The 18,651-nt window shown below is 41.4% G+C and carries 18 protein-coding genes, 1 tRNA gene and 1 pseudogene; 4 read left to right on the top strand and 16 right to left on the bottom strand.

Annotation, left to right across the window (positions count from 1 at the left end):
- From miaA to HMPREF0645_RS01525, 3 genes are all read left to right on the top strand, one after another.
- Positions 1 to 900, top strand: a complete 900-nt coding sequence (gene miaA, locus HMPREF0645_RS01535; RefSeq protein WP_007173042.1) for a tRNA (adenosine(37)-N6)-dimethylallyltransferase MiaA — start codon at positions 1 to 3, stop codon at positions 898 to 900.
- 73 nt (positions 901 to 973) lie between these two features.
- Entirely contained in the window at positions 974 to 3,508 is a 2,535-nt protein-coding gene (locus tag HMPREF0645_RS01530; RefSeq protein ID WP_007173041.1) for a transglycosylase domain-containing protein, read from the top strand.
- 95 nt (positions 3,509 to 3,603) lie between these two features.
- Complete coding sequence (locus tag HMPREF0645_RS01525) at positions 3,604 to 5,361, top strand: ATP-dependent DNA helicase (protein ID WP_007173040.1); 1,758 nt, start codon at positions 3,604 to 3,606, stop codon at positions 5,359 to 5,361.
- Positions 5,362 to 5,442: 81 nt separating this feature from the next.
- Here HMPREF0645_RS01525 and HMPREF0645_RS01520 read toward each other — a convergent pair.
- Positions 5,443 to 5,515: transfer RNA gene (locus tag HMPREF0645_RS01520), tRNA-Met, on the bottom strand.
- Between the two features lie 239 nt (positions 5,516 to 5,754).
- On the opposite strand from HMPREF0645_RS01520, the gene HMPREF0645_RS01515 reads away from it, so the two are divergent.
- A complete protein-coding gene (locus HMPREF0645_RS01515; protein ID WP_007173039.1) occupies positions 5,755 to 6,357 on the top strand; it encodes a TetR/AcrR family transcriptional regulator in 603 nt (200 codons plus the stop codon).
- On the opposite strand, the gene HMPREF0645_RS01510 is transcribed toward HMPREF0645_RS01515, so the two are convergent.
- From HMPREF0645_RS01510 to HMPREF0645_RS13755, 15 genes and pseudogenes are all read right to left on the bottom strand, one after another.
- Positions 6,344 to 6,844 carry a CinA family protein gene (locus HMPREF0645_RS01510; RefSeq protein ID WP_007173038.1) on the bottom strand — a complete coding sequence of 167 codons (501 nt, stop codon included), beginning with the start codon at positions 6,842 to 6,844 and terminating at the stop codon, positions 6,344 to 6,346. The genes HMPREF0645_RS01515 and HMPREF0645_RS01510 overlap by 14 nt on opposite strands.
- 6 nt (positions 6,845 to 6,850) lie before the next feature.
- Positions 6,851 to 7,873 (bottom strand): tRNA (adenosine(37)-N6)-threonylcarbamoyltransferase complex transferase subunit TsaD, encoded by a 1,023-nt coding sequence (gene tsaD, locus HMPREF0645_RS01505; RefSeq protein WP_007173037.1) that lies wholly within the window; start codon positions 7,871 to 7,873, stop codon positions 6,851 to 6,853.
- Between the two features lie 42 nt (positions 7,874 to 7,915).
- Positions 7,916 to 8,782, bottom strand: coding sequence for a type I methionyl aminopeptidase (map, locus tag HMPREF0645_RS01500; RefSeq protein WP_007173036.1), 867 nt, complete (start codon positions 8,780 to 8,782; stop codon positions 7,916 to 7,918).
- A 510-nt stretch (positions 8,783 to 9,292) separates the two neighbouring features.
- On the bottom strand, positions 9,293 to 9,925 hold the full coding sequence (locus HMPREF0645_RS01495; protein WP_007173035.1) for an HAD family hydrolase: 633 nt from the start codon (positions 9,923 to 9,925) through the stop codon (positions 9,293 to 9,295).
- Positions 9,926 to 10,067: 142 nt separating this feature from the next.
- Positions 10,068 to 10,547 carry an SsrA-binding protein SmpB gene (gene smpB, locus HMPREF0645_RS01490; protein WP_007173034.1) on the bottom strand — a complete coding sequence of 160 codons (480 nt, stop codon included), beginning with the start codon at positions 10,545 to 10,547 and terminating at the stop codon, positions 10,068 to 10,070.
- On the bottom strand, positions 10,540 to 11,049 hold the full coding sequence (locus HMPREF0645_RS01485) for a DMP19 family protein (RefSeq protein ID WP_007173033.1): 510 nt from the start codon (positions 11,047 to 11,049) through the stop codon (positions 10,540 to 10,542). The genes smpB and HMPREF0645_RS01485 overlap by 8 nt, the downstream gene beginning before the upstream one ends.
- Before the next feature lie 60 nt (positions 11,050 to 11,109).
- Positions 11,110 to 11,538, bottom strand: coding sequence for a Fur family transcriptional regulator (locus HMPREF0645_RS01480; protein WP_044123216.1), 429 nt, complete (start codon positions 11,536 to 11,538; stop codon positions 11,110 to 11,112).
- Between the two features lie 165 nt (positions 11,539 to 11,703).
- Positions 11,704 to 12,705: a rhamnogalacturonan acetylesterase gene (locus HMPREF0645_RS01475; RefSeq protein ID WP_044123122.1), complete on the bottom strand. Its 1,002-nt coding sequence runs from the start codon at positions 12,703 to 12,705 to the stop codon at positions 11,704 to 11,706.
- Positions 12,706 to 12,992: 287 nt separating this feature from the next.
- Entirely contained in the window at positions 12,993 to 13,607 is a 615-nt protein-coding gene (locus HMPREF0645_RS01470; RefSeq protein WP_007173029.1) for a hypothetical protein, read from the bottom strand.
- A 428-nt stretch (positions 13,608 to 14,035) separates the two neighbouring features.
- Positions 14,036 to 14,596, bottom strand: a complete 561-nt coding sequence (locus HMPREF0645_RS01465) for a hypothetical protein (protein ID WP_007173027.1) — start codon at positions 14,594 to 14,596, stop codon at positions 14,036 to 14,038.
- 437 nt (positions 14,597 to 15,033) lie between these two features.
- Complete coding sequence (locus HMPREF0645_RS01460; protein WP_007173026.1) at positions 15,034 to 15,528, bottom strand: hypothetical protein; 495 nt, start codon at positions 15,526 to 15,528, stop codon at positions 15,034 to 15,036.
- A 649-nt stretch (positions 15,529 to 16,177) separates the two neighbouring features.
- A complete protein-coding gene (locus tag HMPREF0645_RS01455; protein WP_007173025.1) occupies positions 16,178 to 16,522 on the bottom strand; it encodes a hypothetical protein in 345 nt (114 codons plus the stop codon).
- Positions 16,523 to 16,625: 103 nt separating this feature from the next.
- A complete protein-coding gene (locus HMPREF0645_RS01450; protein ID WP_044123215.1) occupies positions 16,626 to 17,114 on the bottom strand; it encodes a hypothetical protein in 489 nt (162 codons plus the stop codon).
- A 331-nt stretch (positions 17,115 to 17,445) separates the two neighbouring features.
- Positions 17,446 to 17,898, bottom strand: coding sequence for a hypothetical protein (locus HMPREF0645_RS01445; RefSeq protein ID WP_007173023.1), 453 nt, complete (start codon positions 17,896 to 17,898; stop codon positions 17,446 to 17,448).
- Positions 17,899 to 18,257: 359 nt separating this feature from the next.
- A pseudogene (locus HMPREF0645_RS13755) lies at positions 18,258 to 18,651 on the bottom strand (hypothetical protein); the annotation flags it as partial.

The raw sequence follows: 18,651 nt of genomic DNA, 5'->3' as shown, positions 1-18,651 counted from the left end.
TTGAAGAATCTTGTAGTCATCCTTGGTCCGACGGGAGTTGGAAAAACCGAACTCTGTCTGCAGATAGCACAGCGTTACAACTCCCCGATTATCAACGCAGATTCACGGCAGATATTTGCGGAATTGCCAATTGGGACTGCAGCTCCGACAGAACAGCAACGACGATGCGTGGAACACTATTTTGTAGGCAGTCACCACATTGAGGACTACTATTCGGCGGCCATGTATGAACAGGATGTGATAAGGTTGCTTGAGAAACTCTTCAAGACACACCATGTGGTTGTCATGTCGGGAGGTTCGATGATGTATATTGATGCTGTTTGCCAGGGAATAGACGACATTCCAACGATAGATGAGTCGACAAGGAGTCTCTTTAAGGAAAAACTGAACAGAGAGGGGCTACCGTCTCTTTCAGAGCAACTTAAGGAACTTGACCCAGAGTACTGGAAGATTGTTGACAAGCAGAATCCGAGGAGAGTTATCCATGCCTTGGAAATCTGTTACATGACTGGGAAAACATACACATCATTTCGCAAGAACACGAAGAAGGAGCGGCCGTTTAATATTGTCAAGATTGGACTTAACCGTCCACGTGAGGAGTTATACAACAGAATCAACGAGCGAGTGCTCCTGATGATGGAGCAGGGTTTGGAAGATGAAGCTCGCAGTGTGTACCCGCGGAGAGAATTGAATGCGCTCAACACAGTAGGCTACAAAGAGTTATTTGCCTATATGGACGGCGAAATTTCCCGCGAAGAAGCCATCAGGCAAATACAATCCAACACCAGACGCTATATGCGGAAGCAACTCACATGGTTTAAGAAAGACGAGACAACCCAATGGTTTTCGCCCGACAACCTTGAAGATATCCTAAATTGTATTGATAAAAACATACGATGATATAGTATTTTCGTAATTTTGTAAATCATTTCCTTATATATTGAGGTCATGAGATACAAAAGACAAAGAAGACATGAAGAAGATAAAACGTTTTTTTAAATGGGTTTGGCGCAAGATTAAAAACTTCTGGCCTTGGTACAAAAACCTGTACAAAGGTCGCGCATGGTACACCAAGACGATGATAGGCTTAGCTTCCTTGATTGTAGCCTTTTTGCTTTATCTCGGAGCAGTGGACCTTAACTTGTTCTGGTTGTTTGGCAAAAGCCCCGGCTATTTCTCCGGCATCATGGATCCACAGACCAGTCAAGCTTCTGAAATATACAGTGCTGACGGTAAACTTATTGGGAAATACTTCAATGAAAACCGAACACCGGTGAAGTATGAAGAGGTAAATCCTGCTTTCTTTCAAGCACTTATTGCCACCGAGGATGCACGCTATTACAGTCGTCCGCGGGGTATGGCTATTGATGTGATGGCTATTTTTTCGGCTATGAAAGACGCAGTCCTGCATCATGAAGGGCGCGGAGCCTCGACGATAACACAGCAATTGGCCAAGAATATGTTCCGCGTGCGATCACAGTATTCTACCGGACTGTTGGGCAAAATACCCGGATTGAAGATTCTGATTGTGAAGAGCAAGGAGTGGATTATTGCTACAAAGCTCGAAACAGTATTTGACAAGAAGGAAATACTGACCATGTATGCCAATACCGTGGACTTCGGTTCCAATGCTTACGGCATCAAAACCGCTGCCAAGACCTACTTTGACACCACGCCGAAAGACTTGACAACCGAAGAGGCGGCTGTGCTTGTGGGTATGCTGAAGGCAACAACGATGTACAATCCGAAAATCAATTCCAAGAAAAGCTTGGCACGTCGGAACACCGTTTTGTCCAATATGGTGCAGGACGGCTCACTTTCTCAGGCTGCCTGCGATTCCCTGAAAAAGCTTCCAATCAGGCTAAAATACAAGATGGAAGAGAATTACGACGGCCAAGCCATGTACTTCCGGCAAGCCGTTGCTGATTATTTGGCACCCTGGTGTAGTGAGAACGGATACGACCTCTACAGTTCCGGACTCAAAATCTACACCACCATCGACTCCCGGATGCAAAAGTATGCCGAAGAGGCTGCCATGAAACAAATGAAAATTGTGCAGCAAAACTTCAACAATCACTGGAGCATTTACCGTAAGCAAGATTCCAATTGGCTCAGACAAGAGCCTTGGCGGGATGAAAATGGCACCCCAATCCCACAGTTTATCGATAAAATTGCCGAGCGTCAGCCTTTTTATAAGGCACTGCAAGAACGATTCCCTAACAGTCCAGATTCAATCCGGTACTACTACAAGGAGTGGAAACATCCGGTTGAGGTGTTTGATTATGATAAGGGAACCATCACCAAAAACATGACATCGGAAGACTCCATTAAATACATGGTAAGCTTCATGCATTGTGCCATGGTGGCCATGGAACCGCAAAGCGGAGCCGTAAAGGCATGGGTAGGTGATATTGATTTCAAGTCGTGGAAGTACGACAAGGTGACTGCTGAACGCCAACCCGGTTCAACCTTCAAGCTTTTTGTCTATACGGAAGCCATGAACCAAGGACTCACCCCATGCGATAAGCGTCGCGACGAATACATTTCCATGCAGGTCTTCGACAAGAAAAAGAATGAAATTACAACCTGGACGCCCGGCAATGCCAACGGAAGATTTACAGGAGATTCTATCCCCTTAAAGAGCGCTTTCGCACGAAGCATCAACTCGATTGCCGTGCGTTTGGGGCAGGAGATGGGCATTAAACGCATTATTGGAACAGCCGAGGCCATGGGAATTAAGAGTCCTTTGGAAGATGCACCATCATTAGCGCTGGGTTCGAGCGACGTAACCCTTTTGGAGATGACCAATGCCTATTGTACCATTGCCAACAATGGTATGCATCATGAACCGGTGTTGGTCACAAGAATAGTTGATAAAGACGGTCGCGAAATATATGTAGACCGAGTTCAAGCCGAACAGGTGATCCCCTATAAAAGTGCTTTTCTCGTGCAGCAAATGCTGAAAAGCAGTGTCCGTGATGCAGGCGGAACCAGTCTAAGTCTGTCCGGATACGTAGGCCAGTATAGGGACACGGAGTTTGGTGGGAAAACCGGGACCTCCAATAATCATTCTGATGCTTGGTTTATGTGTGTGTCACCCAAACTCGTTGCAGGCGCATGGGTCGGTGGAGAATACAGAAGTATACACTTCCGAACCGGAGCATTGGGCCAGGGAGCCAGAACAGCCCTCCCGATTACGGGTTATTTCATGCAGGCCGTGTTGGGTGATCCAAGTTTTAATCAATACCACGGGAAATTCAGTACACCCCAGGATGCCAACATCACTTCAGACATGTATAATTGCCAGAGTTACTATGAGGTGGTTAAAATAGACACCACCAAGCAGGATAGTTCGATTGTGAGCGAAGAAGAAATCATACTTGATGAGAATGGCAATCCTATAGAAAAGGTCCCGAATGCGGTCGAGAACAAACAAACTCCAACGCCAGAGCCTAAGCCCGAGAAAAAGCGTAAGACGACGGAGGAGGTCACTCTTGATAACTTATAATTGTAAAAAGGGTCGCATGTGAGAGCGTCTGGAAGGAATGACGATGACTCACATGCGATTCTATTTTTTACCGACAACAGATTGAGCATCATAACATGGCTTTAAACCAAGAAGAGAACATTGACCTGAACAACACCGAGTTCCAAAACGTGTTGCAGGTCATACAGTTCACTCAACGTTCTCTTTTTCTTACAGGAAAGGCCGGAACGGGAAAGTCAACCTTCCTGAAATACATTGCTTCACATACCAAGAAGAAAAATATCATCCTTGCACCGACAGGAATTGCTGCTATCAATGTAGGAGGGTCAACCCTGCATAGCTTCTTCAAAATACCCTTCCATCCCCTCCTGCCCAATGATGTGCAATATTCACCACGAAACATACGCAAAACACTAAAGTATAATAGCGAGAAAATTAAAATTATCAGAGAGCTCGAACTCATTATTATTGATGAGATAAGCATGGTCAGAGCAGATCTGATTGACTTTATTGACAAAGTTTTGAGGGTGTTTTGTCACAACATGAGAGAGCCGTTTGGCGGAAAACAACTCTTGCTGGTCGGCGATGTGTACCAATTGGAACCGGTTGTGAAAGAAGAAGATCGGCGGCTTTTGCAGTCAACCTACGATTCTTTATTCTTCTTCAATGCCAAAATATTTGCGGGCATGCAGTTGGTATCTATTGAATTAAAGAAAGTATATCGCCAAAACGACCCTACCTTCATCAGCATTCTCGATCACATCCGCACCTCCAACATGTCGAACCACGACTTGATGTTGCTGAACAAGCAGGTGAAGCATGCTGACAACGATAAAGCTGACACAAAAACGGACCACTCTCCCCTATCTATCACCTTATCCACCAGGAGAGACACCGTTGACGACATCAACACCAGCCATCTCAACGAACTGCCGGGGAAACCACAAATTTTTATGGGAGCCATCAGGGGCGAATTCCCGGAATCGAGTCTGCCTACGCCCAAAGAGTTGAGGATTAAGCCGGGAGCTCAAGTCCTGTTTGTGAAAAACGACATGAACCATCGCTGGGTAAACGGCACCCTGGGTACGGTCACTGGTTTTGATGAAGAGCTGGGCTATATCTATATTCGAACTGAAGATGGACAGGAGTACAACGTGGAACCTGAAGTGTGGAGCAACGTGAAATATTCGTTTAACGACAAGGAGAAGAAAATCGAGGAACAAGAATTGGGCACTTATACTCAATATCCTATACGCCTGGCATGGGCAATCACGGTACATAAGAGCCAAGGACTCACCTTTAGTCATGTCAAGATAGACTTTACAGGAGGCGTGTTTGCAGCAGGCCAAACGTATGTAGCACTTTCCCGATGCACGTCTCTTGAAGGCATATCATTGAAAGAACCCATCCGTCGGAACGACATCTTTGTGCATCCGGAGGTTTGTAGATTTGCTAAAAACTTTAACAATTCCACCATCATTTCCACAGTGCTCAAACAATCGAAAGCCGACAAGGAATATTGGGATGCAGTGCAAGCCTTTGACCGAGGGGACATGCAGACTGCCCTCGATGCATTCTTTCTTGCCATACACAGCAGGTATGACATCGAAAAACCTGTTGCCAAAAGATATATACGCAAAAAACTTAATGTTATCAACATGCAGCGGCATGAAATAGAACGCCTCAAAAAAGAGGCCGAGCTGCGCGAGAATTACTTAAAGGAACTGGCCATGGAGTATCTCGTCATGGGCAAAGAGTGCGAACACGAGGGCATGAATCAAGCGGCTGTGCGAAACTACGAGAAGGCATTAGCCTTATGCCCTGACTTAACCGAAGCAAAAAAGAGAATCAAAAAACTGAAACCCAAACGTTGAACTTTGTCAATTCAATCATCCGCTCGGCTATAAAAAGAAAACGCTCGGAAACCTTAGTAACTGGTTTTCCGAGCGATATAGTTGCGGAGGCAAGACTCGAACATGCGACCTCCAGGTTATGAGCCTGGCGAGCTACCAACTGCTCCACTCCGCGATATTAATACTTCATTAAGGTGAATCCCAGAGTCGTGGGCTCTTCCTCAATTGCAGTTGCAAAAGTACTTAATTTATGTGGCAATTCCAAATGTTTGGCTTATTATTATCATTTTTTAATAATTCAATCTTTTTTTCGGCGTGTTTCTTGTTTTTTTGATGGAAATATAATATTTTTGCACACATATATAACGTGTGCAATATATTGATTATTGTTCTGATTTCGAATAATTTATAGGTATGTCAATATCCAAAACAAGACAGAAATTAGTCGACGTAGCCCGTCAACTGTTTGCCAAAAATGGTGTTGCGGCCACCACAATGAATGACATTGCATTGGCCTCCGGCAAGGGGCGTCGCACCCTTTACACGTATTTCAGTAGGAAAGAGGAAGTTTATTATGCTGTGATACAAGCCGAATTGGAGCGTCTTAGCGACAAACTTGACGAAGTTGCAGCCAAGAATATCAACCCTTTGGATAAAATCATCGAGCTGATTTACACCCACCTGAGCATGATCAGGGAGACCGTGGTGAGAAACGGCAACCTCCGAGCCGAATTTTTCAGAAACATCTGGACCGTGGAAAAGGTGAGGAAAAACTTTGATGAGGATGAGATTGAGCTCTTTCGAAAAGTTTATGCTGAGGGAAAGGCCGACGGCGAATTTGATATCGACAACGTTGACCTCGTTGCCGATATCACCCATTATTGTATCAAAGGATTGGAAGTGCCCTTTATTTATGGGCGTTTAGGGCATGGCCTGACCGAGGAGTCGAGCAAACCCCTCGTGGCCAAAGTGGTCTATGGTGCCTTGGGCAAACGCAGTCTGTCTAAACAGAGCTGATCTTCTCCTTGAGATAGTCTAAAAAAAGGCACAAGGCCTTGTTGGTGGCTTTGGCCAAATTGAGATCACGCCCAAAATCCTCAGCAAGTTTGCAGGTTCTGATGTCGTCCTGACATCCGTATGCAATCCAGATAGTCCCGACGGGTGTTTCGCTGGTGCCACCCGTGGGTCCGGCAACGCCAGTTGTGGCTATGGCGTAAGTGCAGCGCAAGGCCTGGCATGCCCCAGCCACCATTTGTTTAGCCACATCCTCGCACACAGCCGTCTGTTCCTCAAGCAGTTGATGCGACACGCCCAATATATTCTCCTTCACCTCATTGGTGTAAGCAATCACCCCACCCTTAAAGTAGTTTGATGCGCCGGGCATGGAGATCACAGCCTCGGCTATCCGTCCGCCGGTACAACTCTCGGCCGTGCCGAGTGTTTCCTGATTATGATACAGAGCCTCCTGAATCTGTCGACTCAGCACTTTGGTTTCAAATTCCATTTTCGATTATTCAAAAGTAACTTTAGAGAAGGCCGGCACATCAATAGCGCAAAAGTCCTTGTCAAGATATTTGTAATAGCCCACGATACCGATCATGGCTGCATTGTCTGTGGTATAGCTGAATTTGGGAATATAGATCGTCCATCCATACTTCTCGGCATGCTCACGAAACGAATTGCGCAGACCATTGTTGGCCGATACCCCGCCTGCCACAGCCACATGCTTGATGCCGGTCTGTTTCACTGCCATGCGCAGTTTCTTCATCAGTATGTCCACAATGGTGTGCTCCAGGCTCGCGGCCAGGTCTTCCTTGTGATGAGCGATGAAGTCGGGATCTTCTGCTACCCAATCGCGGAGATTGTACAGAAAAGATGTCTTTAGACCGGAAAAAGAATAGTTCATACCGGGAATATGAGGCTCAGAAAACTTATAGGCCAACGGATTGCCCTGGCGAGCCAGCTTGTCGATAATCGGTCCTCCTGGATAGCCCAGCCCCATGACCTTCGAACATTTGTCGATCGCCTCCCCGGCAGCATCGTCAATGGTCTGCCCGAGAACTTCCATGTCATTATAGGCATTCACCTTGACAATCTGCGAGTTTCCCCCGGAAACCAGCAGACAGATGTAGGGAAAGGGAGGCATGTGGTTGTCGTCGTCACTCTCTTTGATATAATGCGCCATGACATGACCCTGCAAATGATTGACATCGATCATGGGGATGCCCAAACTGCGGGCGAAACCCTTGGCAAAACTTACGCCCACCAACAGCGACCCCATCAGTCCTGGCCCGCGTGTAAAGGCGATGGCGGAGAGTTGTTCCTTCTTGATTCCTGCACGTGCCAGTGCCTGGTCGACCACAGGAACGACGTTCTGCTGGTGGGCACGGCTCGCCAATTCCGGAACCACCCCACCATACGCCCGGTGAACATCCTGTGAAGCCGTTACGTTGCTCAGCAGCACGCCGTTCTTCAACACTGCGGCAGAAGTGTCGTCACAACTGCTCTCTATACCCAATATATATACATCCATTTTTAAACTGTGTTAGATTTTTACGGGACTTTGTTTCCACGCTTAATAAGAAAGAATTTCCACACCCGTATCGGTCATCAGGAAGGTGTGCTCCCATTGGGCAGAAGGCTTCTCGTCGCCCGTGATAACTTCCCATCCGTAGGGGTCGTCGGCGTCGATAAACACCTGCCAAGTACCCATATTGATCATGGGTTCGATGGTGAACACCATGCCCGGAACCAGCAACATGCCCGTTCCGCGATGCCCGTAGTGAAGAATTTCCGGTTCCTCGTGCATGGACAGTCCTACGCCATGGCCACACAAATCCCTTACCACGCCGTAATGATATTTTTCTGCGTGTTTCTGAATGGCATGGCCAATATCGCCTACAAAACAATAAGGTTTGGCGGCCTCGGCTCCTATTTCGAGACATTCTCGGGCAACTCTCACCAACTGTTCCTTCTCCGGCGTGGTTTTTCCTCCGATGATAAACATGCGGGACGCATCGCCATAAAATCCGTTGTAATCGATGGTCATGTCCACATTCACAATGTCTCCCTCCTCAAGCACTTCTCCCGGCTTGGGAATACCATGACACACCACTTCGTTGATGCTCGTGCAAACGCTCTTGGGGAAACCCTCATAGTTGAGACACGAGGGGTGACAGTTGTTCTCCTCACAGTATCTCATACATGTATCATCAATATCCTGTGTGGTAATTCCCGGACGCATCATCGCCTCCACGGCGTCCAGACAGCCGGTGTTTAACCGCCCGGCCACGCGTATGCCCTCTATTTCCTCAGGGGTTCTGATCATATTCCGGGTAGGAACCAGTTTGCCTTTGTCCTCCCAGTACTTCACTTTCTTATCCAGTTCTGTCAATGGCTGTCCAGGAACAACATGCCATCTTCGTTTCTTATTGATAACCATAATTATGTGTCTTAACCAATTGCAAAGATAACACTTTTACAATTAACAGGATAACATAAGATTAAAAAAAATCATTGGGTGTAAAATTTGATTACCCTTTTCGGGGGATTGACTCTTGGGGCATCCAGACAAAAAGACGCCATGTTTTTATCGTTTTTTTCGATCGGAAAAACCCGAAAACAGGCGAGCCACCGCGATAAACGTCTTTTGGCCGTGCGGTTGGGGCTTCTTCGTCCTGCGAAAGCGCCTTAGTCATCGTGCGATTCCGGCTCCACGGGCATGCCATTCGATAGTTAACCGTAAAGCGAAAAACCGTTTTTTCAGAGCGATTTTCACTAATCACCTGATTATCAATAATCTAAAAAACGCTCTGAATTTGCCGAATTTCCGGCCGGAGGAAAATTATTTTTAAATAGGCGAAGCAGGAGGAGCTGTTTGTAAAAAAATTATACAAACCGTTCAGGCTTTCATGTCATACGCAACGACAACGCCCCACCCCATGGCAACTGTCTACACCTTGTTGTTCTCGAGCATATCAAGTAACGTGCCTGTCCAGTCCGAGCCATTGTGCGGACAGAAGGTGTGCATGCCCAATTGGCTGGCCGCGGCACAGTTTCGTGCACTGTCGTCTATAAAAAGAATGTCCGAAGGTGCGGTTCGCTCGTGGGTGAGGATATAGCGGAAGAAACGGTCGCTGGGCTTCATTTCTTTCATCTCGTGGCTCCGATACATCCGGTCACAATAATAGCTGATGGGATGTTTGTCGGGAGAGAAAGCTTCGGAGTCGGCCCAAGCCTGCATAAATCCATTGGTATTCGATGCCAGTATGATGCGGAAACCCATCGAGCGGAGTTTCGTCATGATGTCCAAATTGCATTGCTGAACCTCCGCCACATATCCTTTCCAAGCATATTGGCATTGTTCCCAAGTTAGTTCCCGACCTGCATGTTGGCTGAGTTGTGCTCTGAACTCTTCTTCATCGATTTTTCCATGTTCCAAATCACCAAAGAATCCCGATTGCACATAGGGGTTGAGCAACTGCTCAGCATCGGCGACACCAAGCTCCTTGAATCGGCGCACAGGTTCGTCGTTGTCTATTGTGATGATGACTCCACCCAAGTCGAAGGCTATTGTCTTTACCATACTCTGTTTGAATGTATTGTTATTTTTATGAGGTCAAAGTTATCCTGATTGCTATTTTGTGTGATGACCGTTAAAAATTCTCTGCTTGCCTATGGCCGTGCCCCGAAAAAGTCAGGCTTAGTGCGAGGCTGCTCAGGGTTTGTTAATACCGCTTCATGGCTCTGTCCATCTCGCGACGGTCTTCCTTTTCCTTGATAGTCTGGCGCTTGTCAAACTCTTTCTTTCCCCTTGCCAAGGCGATGTTAACTTTGGCACGACCGTTGTCGTCGATAAACATCAGGGTTGGGACAATCGTAAAGCCGGGAGCCTTGGTGTCCTCCGTTAGGGTTCTTATTTCCTTTTTTGTCAGCAAAAGTTTCCGATCACGCTTAGCTTCGTGGTTCGAGTAAGAGCCGTAAAAATACGGTGAAACGTTCATGCCCTTAACCCATATCTCACCGTTGTTGATATAGCAGAATGCGTCTACCAGCGAAGCCTTGCCCAGACGAATAGACTTGATCTCCGTACCGGTCAGCACAATACCTGCCGTGTAAGTATCAATAAAGTAATACTCGAACGAAGCTTTCTTGTTTCTTATCTGTACAGAGTTTTTCTTACGAGTTCCGCTTTTATCCTTATTCATTGTCTACGATTGCAAAGTTTTCTATATGCTCATCAATATAGTGAGCTACCTGCGAGGTGAATCCTTCTTCTCCCTCGACAAAGGCATCGTCGAAATCGTCAAACTCAGCATATTTTTCGTAGAGCGCATCAAACTCCTCCTGACTGCAGTCTTTTTCGATTTCCTCGTGATAGCGGTTATACAAGGTCCGGCTCTTGTTGATCATGCGATACAGATCTTGCATTCCCCAGTTGCGAACGGCTTTGTGGAATGGATTCTTATAGATAAATTCTCCGTAACCATTGTGTATTAGCTGAACAAAACCACCATTCATCACCTCCTCCCGAAGGGCGACATAGCCCAGGAGAGTGATTTGGTCGACATTCAGCTCTGCCATGTTTTCGGCATTGAGTTCTCCGCCAATGGCACGGAGTATGGCATCTGTGAAAACCGCAATAAATTCATCCATTCCTTCTTGCGCAGCACGCTGCAAGTCGGCATCCTTTACCTTAACCTCTATCATCTTTATTATCTTTGATTTCCACACATGCGAATATGATCCGACGAACGGCAACAAAAAGGGTTAGTTCTGCTTAGATGATTTGGAGCTACATTCCTTGCAGATGCCCTTGTAATACAATTGCATTTCGTCAATGATATGGCCGTCAATGTCTTTTGGGGCAGACAAACTGGGCGCTATCTCGTCGTGAAAATCGTAGACACGTCCACAGTTGCGACAATAGAAATGAACATGCGGGTGCACATCGCCGTCATAGCACACACGGTGTTCGTCTATCGTGATCATGAGCGCTGCGTTGTGCTCGGAAAAAAGACGCAAGGTGTTGTAAACCGTTGTGCGGCTTAGTGTACGTATGTCATTGCAAATACCTTGGTAAACTTCTTCTACCGTTGGATGCGTGTGGTGTGTCAGCAAGTAATCCATGATTGCTAAACGCTGAACAGAAGGGCGAATGCCACATGCCCTCAATCTATCGTATGCTGTTTGACTCATCATATTGTTTTTATTTTAATTGGAATCAATCTTTTTGCAAAGATAAACATTCCACCACAGTTGTACAAACAAAACTGGACAAATTACATTGAGATACTGCAATTTATGAAAATCTTAGACATCAAAAAGGTGTTGGACTTGTCCAAAAAGCAAAAAAGTGCAGCATCAGGGTTTGACCTTGACCTCTGCCCCGGGATAACATCTGAACTTAATGTTTTTGCCTTGATATTCGCTATGGGATATCGTCCATTGTCCGTCAAGGATGTATATACAGGTTTTCTTGTCTTGTGGAACTGCAGCCACGGCCTCTTTCAGGCTTAGATAATTGCCGCGGCCCCGTTTGGAAACAACATAGTCGTAATGAACAATGTGCTTCCTCAAGGCCTTGATGTTTTCTCCTAATGCGTTGGCCATCAGTCCGGCAACGATTCTCGCTCCATAAACATTATAATGCGTGTTATCCCTGCGGCCTTGGGGCAGACTGGGTTCTTCACCGGGTTTGTACCACATGTGCAGCTTGCGAGAACCCACGACGCCAAGGCCTTGCTCCAGATCGTGGGTGATTTGATGGGCATCGATGAACACAACTTCTTTGTCCCGGGCAACGTGCCGGGGCGAATCTTTGTAGGCTCCGTGTGTGTCTACGAGCGTGTCAGAGTTGACTATTTCGTCAGAATAGGTTGTATTGCGTAGGGACTCATCGTCTACCGATGGGTCAACTTTATTCCGAAAATTGCGACGAACCACACAGCTGAACAAGACGGGAATACCGCCTTTAGCCCTCGTTTCATCCACATATCGGATTAAATTCGCATCGAAAGTTGTTCCGGGCTCAGTATGGCGGTCAGGCTTTGGCTTCTCATCGTTATGACCAAACTGTATCAGGACGTAATCGCCCGGCTTGATCTTGTCGATCACCTTTTGCCAGCGCCCCTCATCCAAAAAGCTCTTGGACGAGCGACCGTTCACGGCATGGTTGTCTACAAGGATATTTTCATCAAAGAATCCTTGCAACACCATGCCCCAACCACGTTCCATGTTTTTCTCCGGATGTGACTTCTCGGCCGCCGTGGAGTCGCCGATAACAAAAATTGTGGTCTGTTTTTTACTCGACGTCAAACAGAATACGAAGGCCACAATGGCCATTGTTCGGAATAAGTGTTTCATTGTTTGTAGTAGATTAACGTGAGTTCGACGAATTTTAAGTAGCTATAAATTTGTTGATTAGTGAAATTTGTTGCAACTTTAAGGTTTTGATTTACAAACAGTTACAAACAATTACAGACAAAAATCGCTATAATCACTGAGGACAAAGTTTTTCGCAAGCTCAAGGAAATCCTGAAATATTTTGTATGGCAGATGATTTTGCAAGTTTTTTGATGCAATGGTGGCAAAATATACGGATTGATTTGACAACTCCCGGTTTGAAGCATTACCGCCCATTAACAGAGTTGCTAATCTGTCATATAGAAACTTACTAATTTAAGTTTTCCCTTAAAAAGCTTAAAAGTATATATTTCTGTATGATCACCGCTTTCAATTTCATCTTGTACGACACTGATAAATTTTAATTTTAATTCATTTTGATTACAGGTAGCATATATTTGATTCTTAGTGAAATACTTTTTTTCTTTATCAATTAAAAAAGGGGTACGAAATGCACCTTTTTTTGAAAGAATACCAACATTGACATTGGACAAGCATGCCTTAAATTCCTTAGTAAAGATTCTATCACAATAATTATAAAAATCCTTTTCTATAAAAGGTTTATCTATATAGCTCTCAACTTTTTCATCATCAAGAATTTTATACCAAAAATCACTATTATTAATAGGAAAATCAAAATACAACTTTATTCTATTTTTCTCCCCTTTAATTATAGCTTCTTTAAGCTGATTGAACTGCTTAGCTATACTATCAGTGCCATTTACAGGTGGCATAGATTCACCACCTGTATTATTAAAATATCTTTTTGAATTACTCTTGCAATTTACAAAAATCAGAAATGAACATACAGAAAAAATACAAAGAAAGTTTAGAACATATAGTTTCTTATCTTGTGTTTCCATAATTTAAAGCCTTTCCTTTAATATTTAATATTGGCAATTTATAATAAGGAGATACTCCTTGAGGGTAATTATATTTAAATTTTGTGGGATTATTTGGGGAAATATTGACTTCATTCTGACCACCTTTAATAGCTGCTCCTTGATTGCCTCCTAAAATTAAAATTCTCCCATAGAGTCAACCAGCAAGTGCAAAATTAGTCAATCATTTTATAAAACTCTTGTTTGGTGTTGAAAACTTGAGTTTTTCACTTCCAATCTGGAGCATAAAGTGGCGAAACATTCTCGTATATTCATTTTTCTTTGTTTTGGACTACAAATATAACAAAAGGCAGAGAATCTTTCCCTGCCTTTATGCTTAATCTTTTAAAAATCACATTGATAATCAGATAATTATTTCAACAACTCCCGATTTGGAGCATTACCATTGTTTATTCGTATATTAGTCGATCAGGAAGAACCATACAATTCTTTTTCCAACGAAACCACATTTTCTTCTTATCAATCTTTATTGCAATGTAATCTCCCCTTACATCTATAATATGGCGTATCATTTCCTTTTTTATTTTTATTTTGTCTTTTCCATGATACACTATATCGTTAACCTTTAATAAGATATCTAAAGATAAAAGATATTCTTTCATTGACAGTATGGAAAAGGGAGCATTAGTACTTAATTTTTTCCATTGTTCGCCAACTCTTACAAGAACTTTATCATCGTGCAACAACTTGCAAAAGAAAACATAAATCATTACGTTTGGATAGTATGAAACTACATCGCCTTTTGCTATTCTCGAACATGTTGGCTCATTACCCTCTCTTGATTTCAAACTATCAAAATAAGTCCCATCTAAATTAAAAAACGTGTATACACTATCAGAGGATACATATTGTCCATTATGTAAATATAAAATGGCAACAAATTCCTCATCTCCCTTGATAAACAAGGGAGATGATAGAAATAAACAAAGAATAAGTAAGAATTGTCTCATTTTTGTATTCGTTTTCCAATAACAATAACCTCTGGCAGAGCATTTATATACTCTATCATTTTTAGTTTAGGACTAAACCCTTGTAAATGAAGATGATTTGAATGATTACTTTTTATGCCTCGCTCCTTTGCAGAAGAAGTATGAGGTAACAACTTTCCATTATATCTCTCCGAAATCATATCTTTCCAACCGAATTTATATAATCATAGAGTCAACCAACAAGTGCAAAATTAGTCAATCATTTTATAAAACTCTTGTTTGGTGTTGAAAACTTGAGTTTTTCACTTCCAATCTGGAGTACAAAGTGCCGATGCGTTCTCGTATATTCATTTTTCTTTGTTTTGGGTTATAAATATAGCAAAAGGCAGAGAATCTTTCCCTGCCTTTGTGCATAATTATTTAGAACAAAATTGATTATCAGGCAGTTATTCTGACAGCTACCAATTTGGAGCATTATCTAATTTGTTAATAGAACTTGGCACAAAGATGTCGTGTCCAGTCAAGTCGTCTTTAACATATTTATATTTATTTTTTTCCATCAAATAAATAATAGTCCATTTACGATTTATATTATGTTCGTTATATAAAACTATATTTTCTATTCCATCAGCATAATGGATTTTTTTACAATATTTCGATAATAAAAATTTAACTCCATATCTATTATATTCATTTAAAACAAGAGAATCTACCATGAACACTGATTTTAAAATATATCTATTCTTCTTGTTAGTTTTTACAATTCGTTCATAAACATAAAGAGAATCTTTATCTCTAATAGTGGTAAGAGAAATATCAATTTTACTATTTTGTGATAAATTGAAATTGTAGCTAACGATAGTGCTATCTCCCTTATATTTATTTTTTTTTGTGTAATTTGGTCTACAACTACACACAAAAAAAATAAATAGGATTATTGTAATATATTTCATTTTTCCTTTTTCTTTGGAATATATAAATTATAATTGCCCATTTCTTCTTTAGGTATTTTAAAACGTCCATATTTTGTTCTCTGAGGTCTACCTTCCTCTTTTCTTATCAAATACGGGTTCTTGTATAGGAACTGCTCTCTGGTACATTTGTTTTGCTACCTAATTCTGTTCCTATATAGATATCATGACGATGCTTACTATTCAAACTTACTAACTTTGCAAATACGTCCTTTATTATTGGATTCTTTGAATTAGCCATTCTGTTTAAACATTTCAAAGTTCTCCACATTATATTATGATTTGACTTCAAAACATTAACAGGCGTAGAGTTAACCAACAAGTGCAAAATTAGTCAATCATTTTACAAAACTCTTGTTTGGTGTTGAAAACTTGAGTTTTTCACTTCCAATCTGGAGCATAAAGTGGCGAAGCGTTCTCGTATATTCATTTTTCTTTGTTTTGGGTTACAAATATAGCAAAAGGCAGAGAATTTATCCCTGCCTTTGTGCATAATTATTTAGAACAAAATTGATTATTAGGCAGTTGTTCTGACAACTCCCAATTTGGAGCATTACCGGATTTTATCACAACTTAAGTAGTAATCCAATTGCATTATTGCGATTATCTATATTAAATGTTTTTTTTGCATCTATATCTGGGAAAACACCTTTTTTGGTATATACAAAAGGCGTAACAATAATTTTTTTTCAGCCAAAGAAAAACTAATTATTCTGTGCGATTTATATAATATATTCCAACTCTTAATACGCATTTCTTTTAGCACATTCTTTGCTGTTTCTTCAGTTACAGATACTCCAGAATTACTATATTGCAAAGCTATATTTATCACACTTTCCATATTACGAACATCATTTATAGAGACTACAAAACATGGTGGATGTGCAATCCATAACCCTAATTCATTTTTTGATTCAGGATAAATTTTAATTTCTGTATCCGTTTTGCATACAGTTATTTGTTTTTTTATATTCATAGTTTTATCTATTCATAACCAAGGAACATTTTCTTTTTGAGAGAAGATTTATAATTACCATATATTATAATGACAACTCCCAATCTAGGGCATTACCAAAACTTTAAATATCGTTATTCAAAGTATTTTGCAACATTCTGAAAGTTTTGCTTTTTTTGTCTATTTTGTATAATTTATAGATACTATCATAACTGCTTATAACAATTACTGAATCACTGATGCTTTTTATATTATATTTATCACTTCCTAAAATTAATAGACTGTCTTTATATAGCGACCACTTCTCGCTCCATAATTGATCGCGTAGATAATATTTTTGTATTTTATTTCTATCAATATGCTCGTAAATAAACCATTGCCCATCTTTGTTAAAATAATAATAAATAAAATGATTGTCATCTTCATGTTCCTTTGTTTTCCAAAAGCAATAAGAGTCTCCGCAAATAATTTCAGCACTACTTTTTTTATGAGATTCACATGATATTATCCCCAAAAAAACAACAATAGAACCTATAAAATAAAAGTAATATATTTTACAGTCCACTAGCTTCTTGCCAGTGGACTGCACTTTATATTTAAAATTGTATTTCATTGCCACCATTTAAATAAATAGGAACACTATTTACACCATTTGCTTTTAAAAGTTCGGATCGTAGAGTCAACCAGCAAGTGCAAAATTAGTCAATCCTTTAATAAAACTCTTGTTTGGTGTTGAAAACTTGAGTTTTTCACTTCCAATCTGGAGTACAAAGTGCCGAAGCGTTCTCGTATATTCATTTTTCTTTGTTTTGGGTTACAAATATAGCAAAAGGCAGAGAATCTTTCCCTGCCTTTATGCTTAATCTTTTAAAAATCACATTGATAATCAGATAATTATTTCAATAACTCCCGATTTGGGGCATTACCCCACATTTATTATTTTTTTATTTTGACAAATCCCGATTTGGGGCATTACCATGACCATTAACAAATACAAAGTCTGTATAATCCCCTATAACTAACGTATCTTTTGAGATTCTCTGTATTTTGTAATCAATATATGGATAGAGCTTTCCCACAGGATGTGGAAGTTTCCAATAAATAAAAACTCGCATGCCATCAACATCAAACACTTTAGGGAATAAAATGTCCTGTTGGGAAGTAAATTCTTCATCTCCTTTCTTATTATAAGAATTGAATCTTAAGCCTTCTCTGGCAAATTTAAAAGAAGAACCAGAATTAACACCTATCCAATACTTTACACTGTCATCAGTTAATAATTGGATAATTTCTGAATTGCTAAGTTGCCCATTGCCAGATTCCATTGTTTTATGAATAGAACAGCAAGAGAACATAGTCATTATACCTATAATAAAAAATATTTTATTTTGTTCCATACACTTACAAGATTATTTTGATGCAGGTACAATAGCTTCTTGCAAATTAAATATAAAATTCACCATATTATTTTCAGAGCTGAAAGCGTAGAGTTAACCAACAAGTGCAAAATTAGTCAATCATTTTACAAAACTCTTGTTTGGTGTTGAAAACTTGAGTTTTTCACTTCCAATCTGGAGCACAAAGTGCCGAAGCGTTCTCGTATATTCATTTTTCTTTGTTTTGTGCTACAAATATAGCAAAAGGCAGAGAATCTATCCCTGCCTCTACGCCTAATCTTTTAAAAATCACATTGATAATCAGATAATTATTTCAATAACTCCCGATTTGGGGCATTACCTGTGCTGTTCCTTGCCCACTAATTGTAGGTTTTATTATCTTTGTATGCTTCATCTGATAATCGTCTAATTAAATAGGCCCAAAGACTTGCATTAATTGGTAAAGGAGATGTAACTGCTGACAATCGGTACTCGCCATACCTTTTGCCATCAATATCCTTTAGAACAAAATAAGAATATCTTCCACTCGTATATTTAGTATCAGGCATTTTCGTTATAAAATCCGTGTGGTACTTGCTTAAATCAAATATGGGTTCTGCCTCTGATAGTAACTGCCGGTATTGCTCCTGTTGCTTCCTCTGTTTTCTGGTTTTTGTTTTTGCTTTTACAGGACGCATTTTATCTATTCGACCTAAGCTGTCTAAGGCAACATAATATTCCTGATAACAAGGATTACTTTTAATAATGACGTAA

The organism is Hallella bergensis DSM 17361 (assembly GCF_000160535.1).
Lineage (GTDB): Bacteria > Bacteroidota > Bacteroidia > Bacteroidales > Bacteroidaceae > Prevotella > Prevotella bergensis.
This window is presented reverse-complemented; position numbering and strand designations above follow the sequence as displayed.

Coding starts and splice junctions, on each gene's coding strand:
- HMPREF0645_RS01445 (WP_007173023.1), bottom strand. CDS start 17,898: ATGGAACAAAATAAAATATTTTTTATTATAGGTATAATGACTATGTTC.
- HMPREF0645_RS01455 (WP_007173025.1), bottom strand. CDS start 16,522: ATGAATATAAAAAAACAAATAACTGTATGCAAAACGGATACAGAAATT.
- HMPREF0645_RS01525 (WP_007173040.1), top strand. CDS start 3,604: ATGGCTTTAAACCAAGAAGAGAACATTGACCTGAACAACACCGAGTTC.
- HMPREF0645_RS01515 (WP_007173039.1), top strand. CDS start 5,755: ATGTCAATATCCAAAACAAGACAGAAATTAGTCGACGTAGCCCGTCAA.
- HMPREF0645_RS01465 (WP_007173027.1), bottom strand. CDS start 14,596: ATGAGACAATTCTTACTTATTCTTTGTTTATTTCTATCATCTCCCTTG.
- HMPREF0645_RS01450 (WP_044123215.1), bottom strand. CDS start 17,114: ATGAAATACAATTTTAAATATAAAGTGCAGTCCACTGGCAAGAAGCTA.
- HMPREF0645_RS01475 (WP_044123122.1), bottom strand. CDS start 12,705: ATGAAACACTTATTCCGAACAATGGCCATTGTGGCCTTCGTATTCTGT.
- map (WP_007173036.1), bottom strand. CDS start 8,782: ATGGTTATCAATAAGAAACGAAGATGGCATGTTGTTCCTGGACAGCCA.
- HMPREF0645_RS01460 (WP_007173026.1), bottom strand. CDS start 15,528: ATGAAATATATTACAATAATCCTATTTATTTTTTTTGTGTGTAGTTGT.
- HMPREF0645_RS01495 (WP_007173035.1), bottom strand. CDS start 9,925: ATGGTAAAGACAATAGCCTTCGACTTGGGTGGAGTCATCATCACAATA.
- tsaD (WP_007173037.1), bottom strand. CDS start 7,873: ATGGATGTATATATATTGGGTATAGAGAGCAGTTGTGACGACACTTCT.
- HMPREF0645_RS01510 (WP_007173038.1), bottom strand. CDS start 6,844: ATGGAATTTGAAACCAAAGTGCTGAGTCGACAGATTCAGGAGGCTCTG.
- HMPREF0645_RS01480 (WP_044123216.1), bottom strand. CDS start 11,538: ATGAGTCAAACAGCATACGATAGATTGAGGGCATGTGGCATTCGCCCT.
- smpB (WP_007173034.1), bottom strand. CDS start 10,547: ATGAATAAGGATAAAAGCGGAACTCGTAAGAAAAACTCTGTACAGATA.
- HMPREF0645_RS01470 (WP_007173029.1), bottom strand. CDS start 13,607: ATGGAAACACAAGATAAGAAACTATATGTTCTAAACTTTCTTTGTATT.
- HMPREF0645_RS01530 (WP_007173041.1), top strand. CDS start 974: ATGAAGAAGATAAAACGTTTTTTTAAATGGGTTTGGCGCAAGATTAAA.
- HMPREF0645_RS01485 (WP_007173033.1), bottom strand. CDS start 11,049: ATGATAGAGGTTAAGGTAAAGGATGCCGACTTGCAGCGTGCTGCGCAA.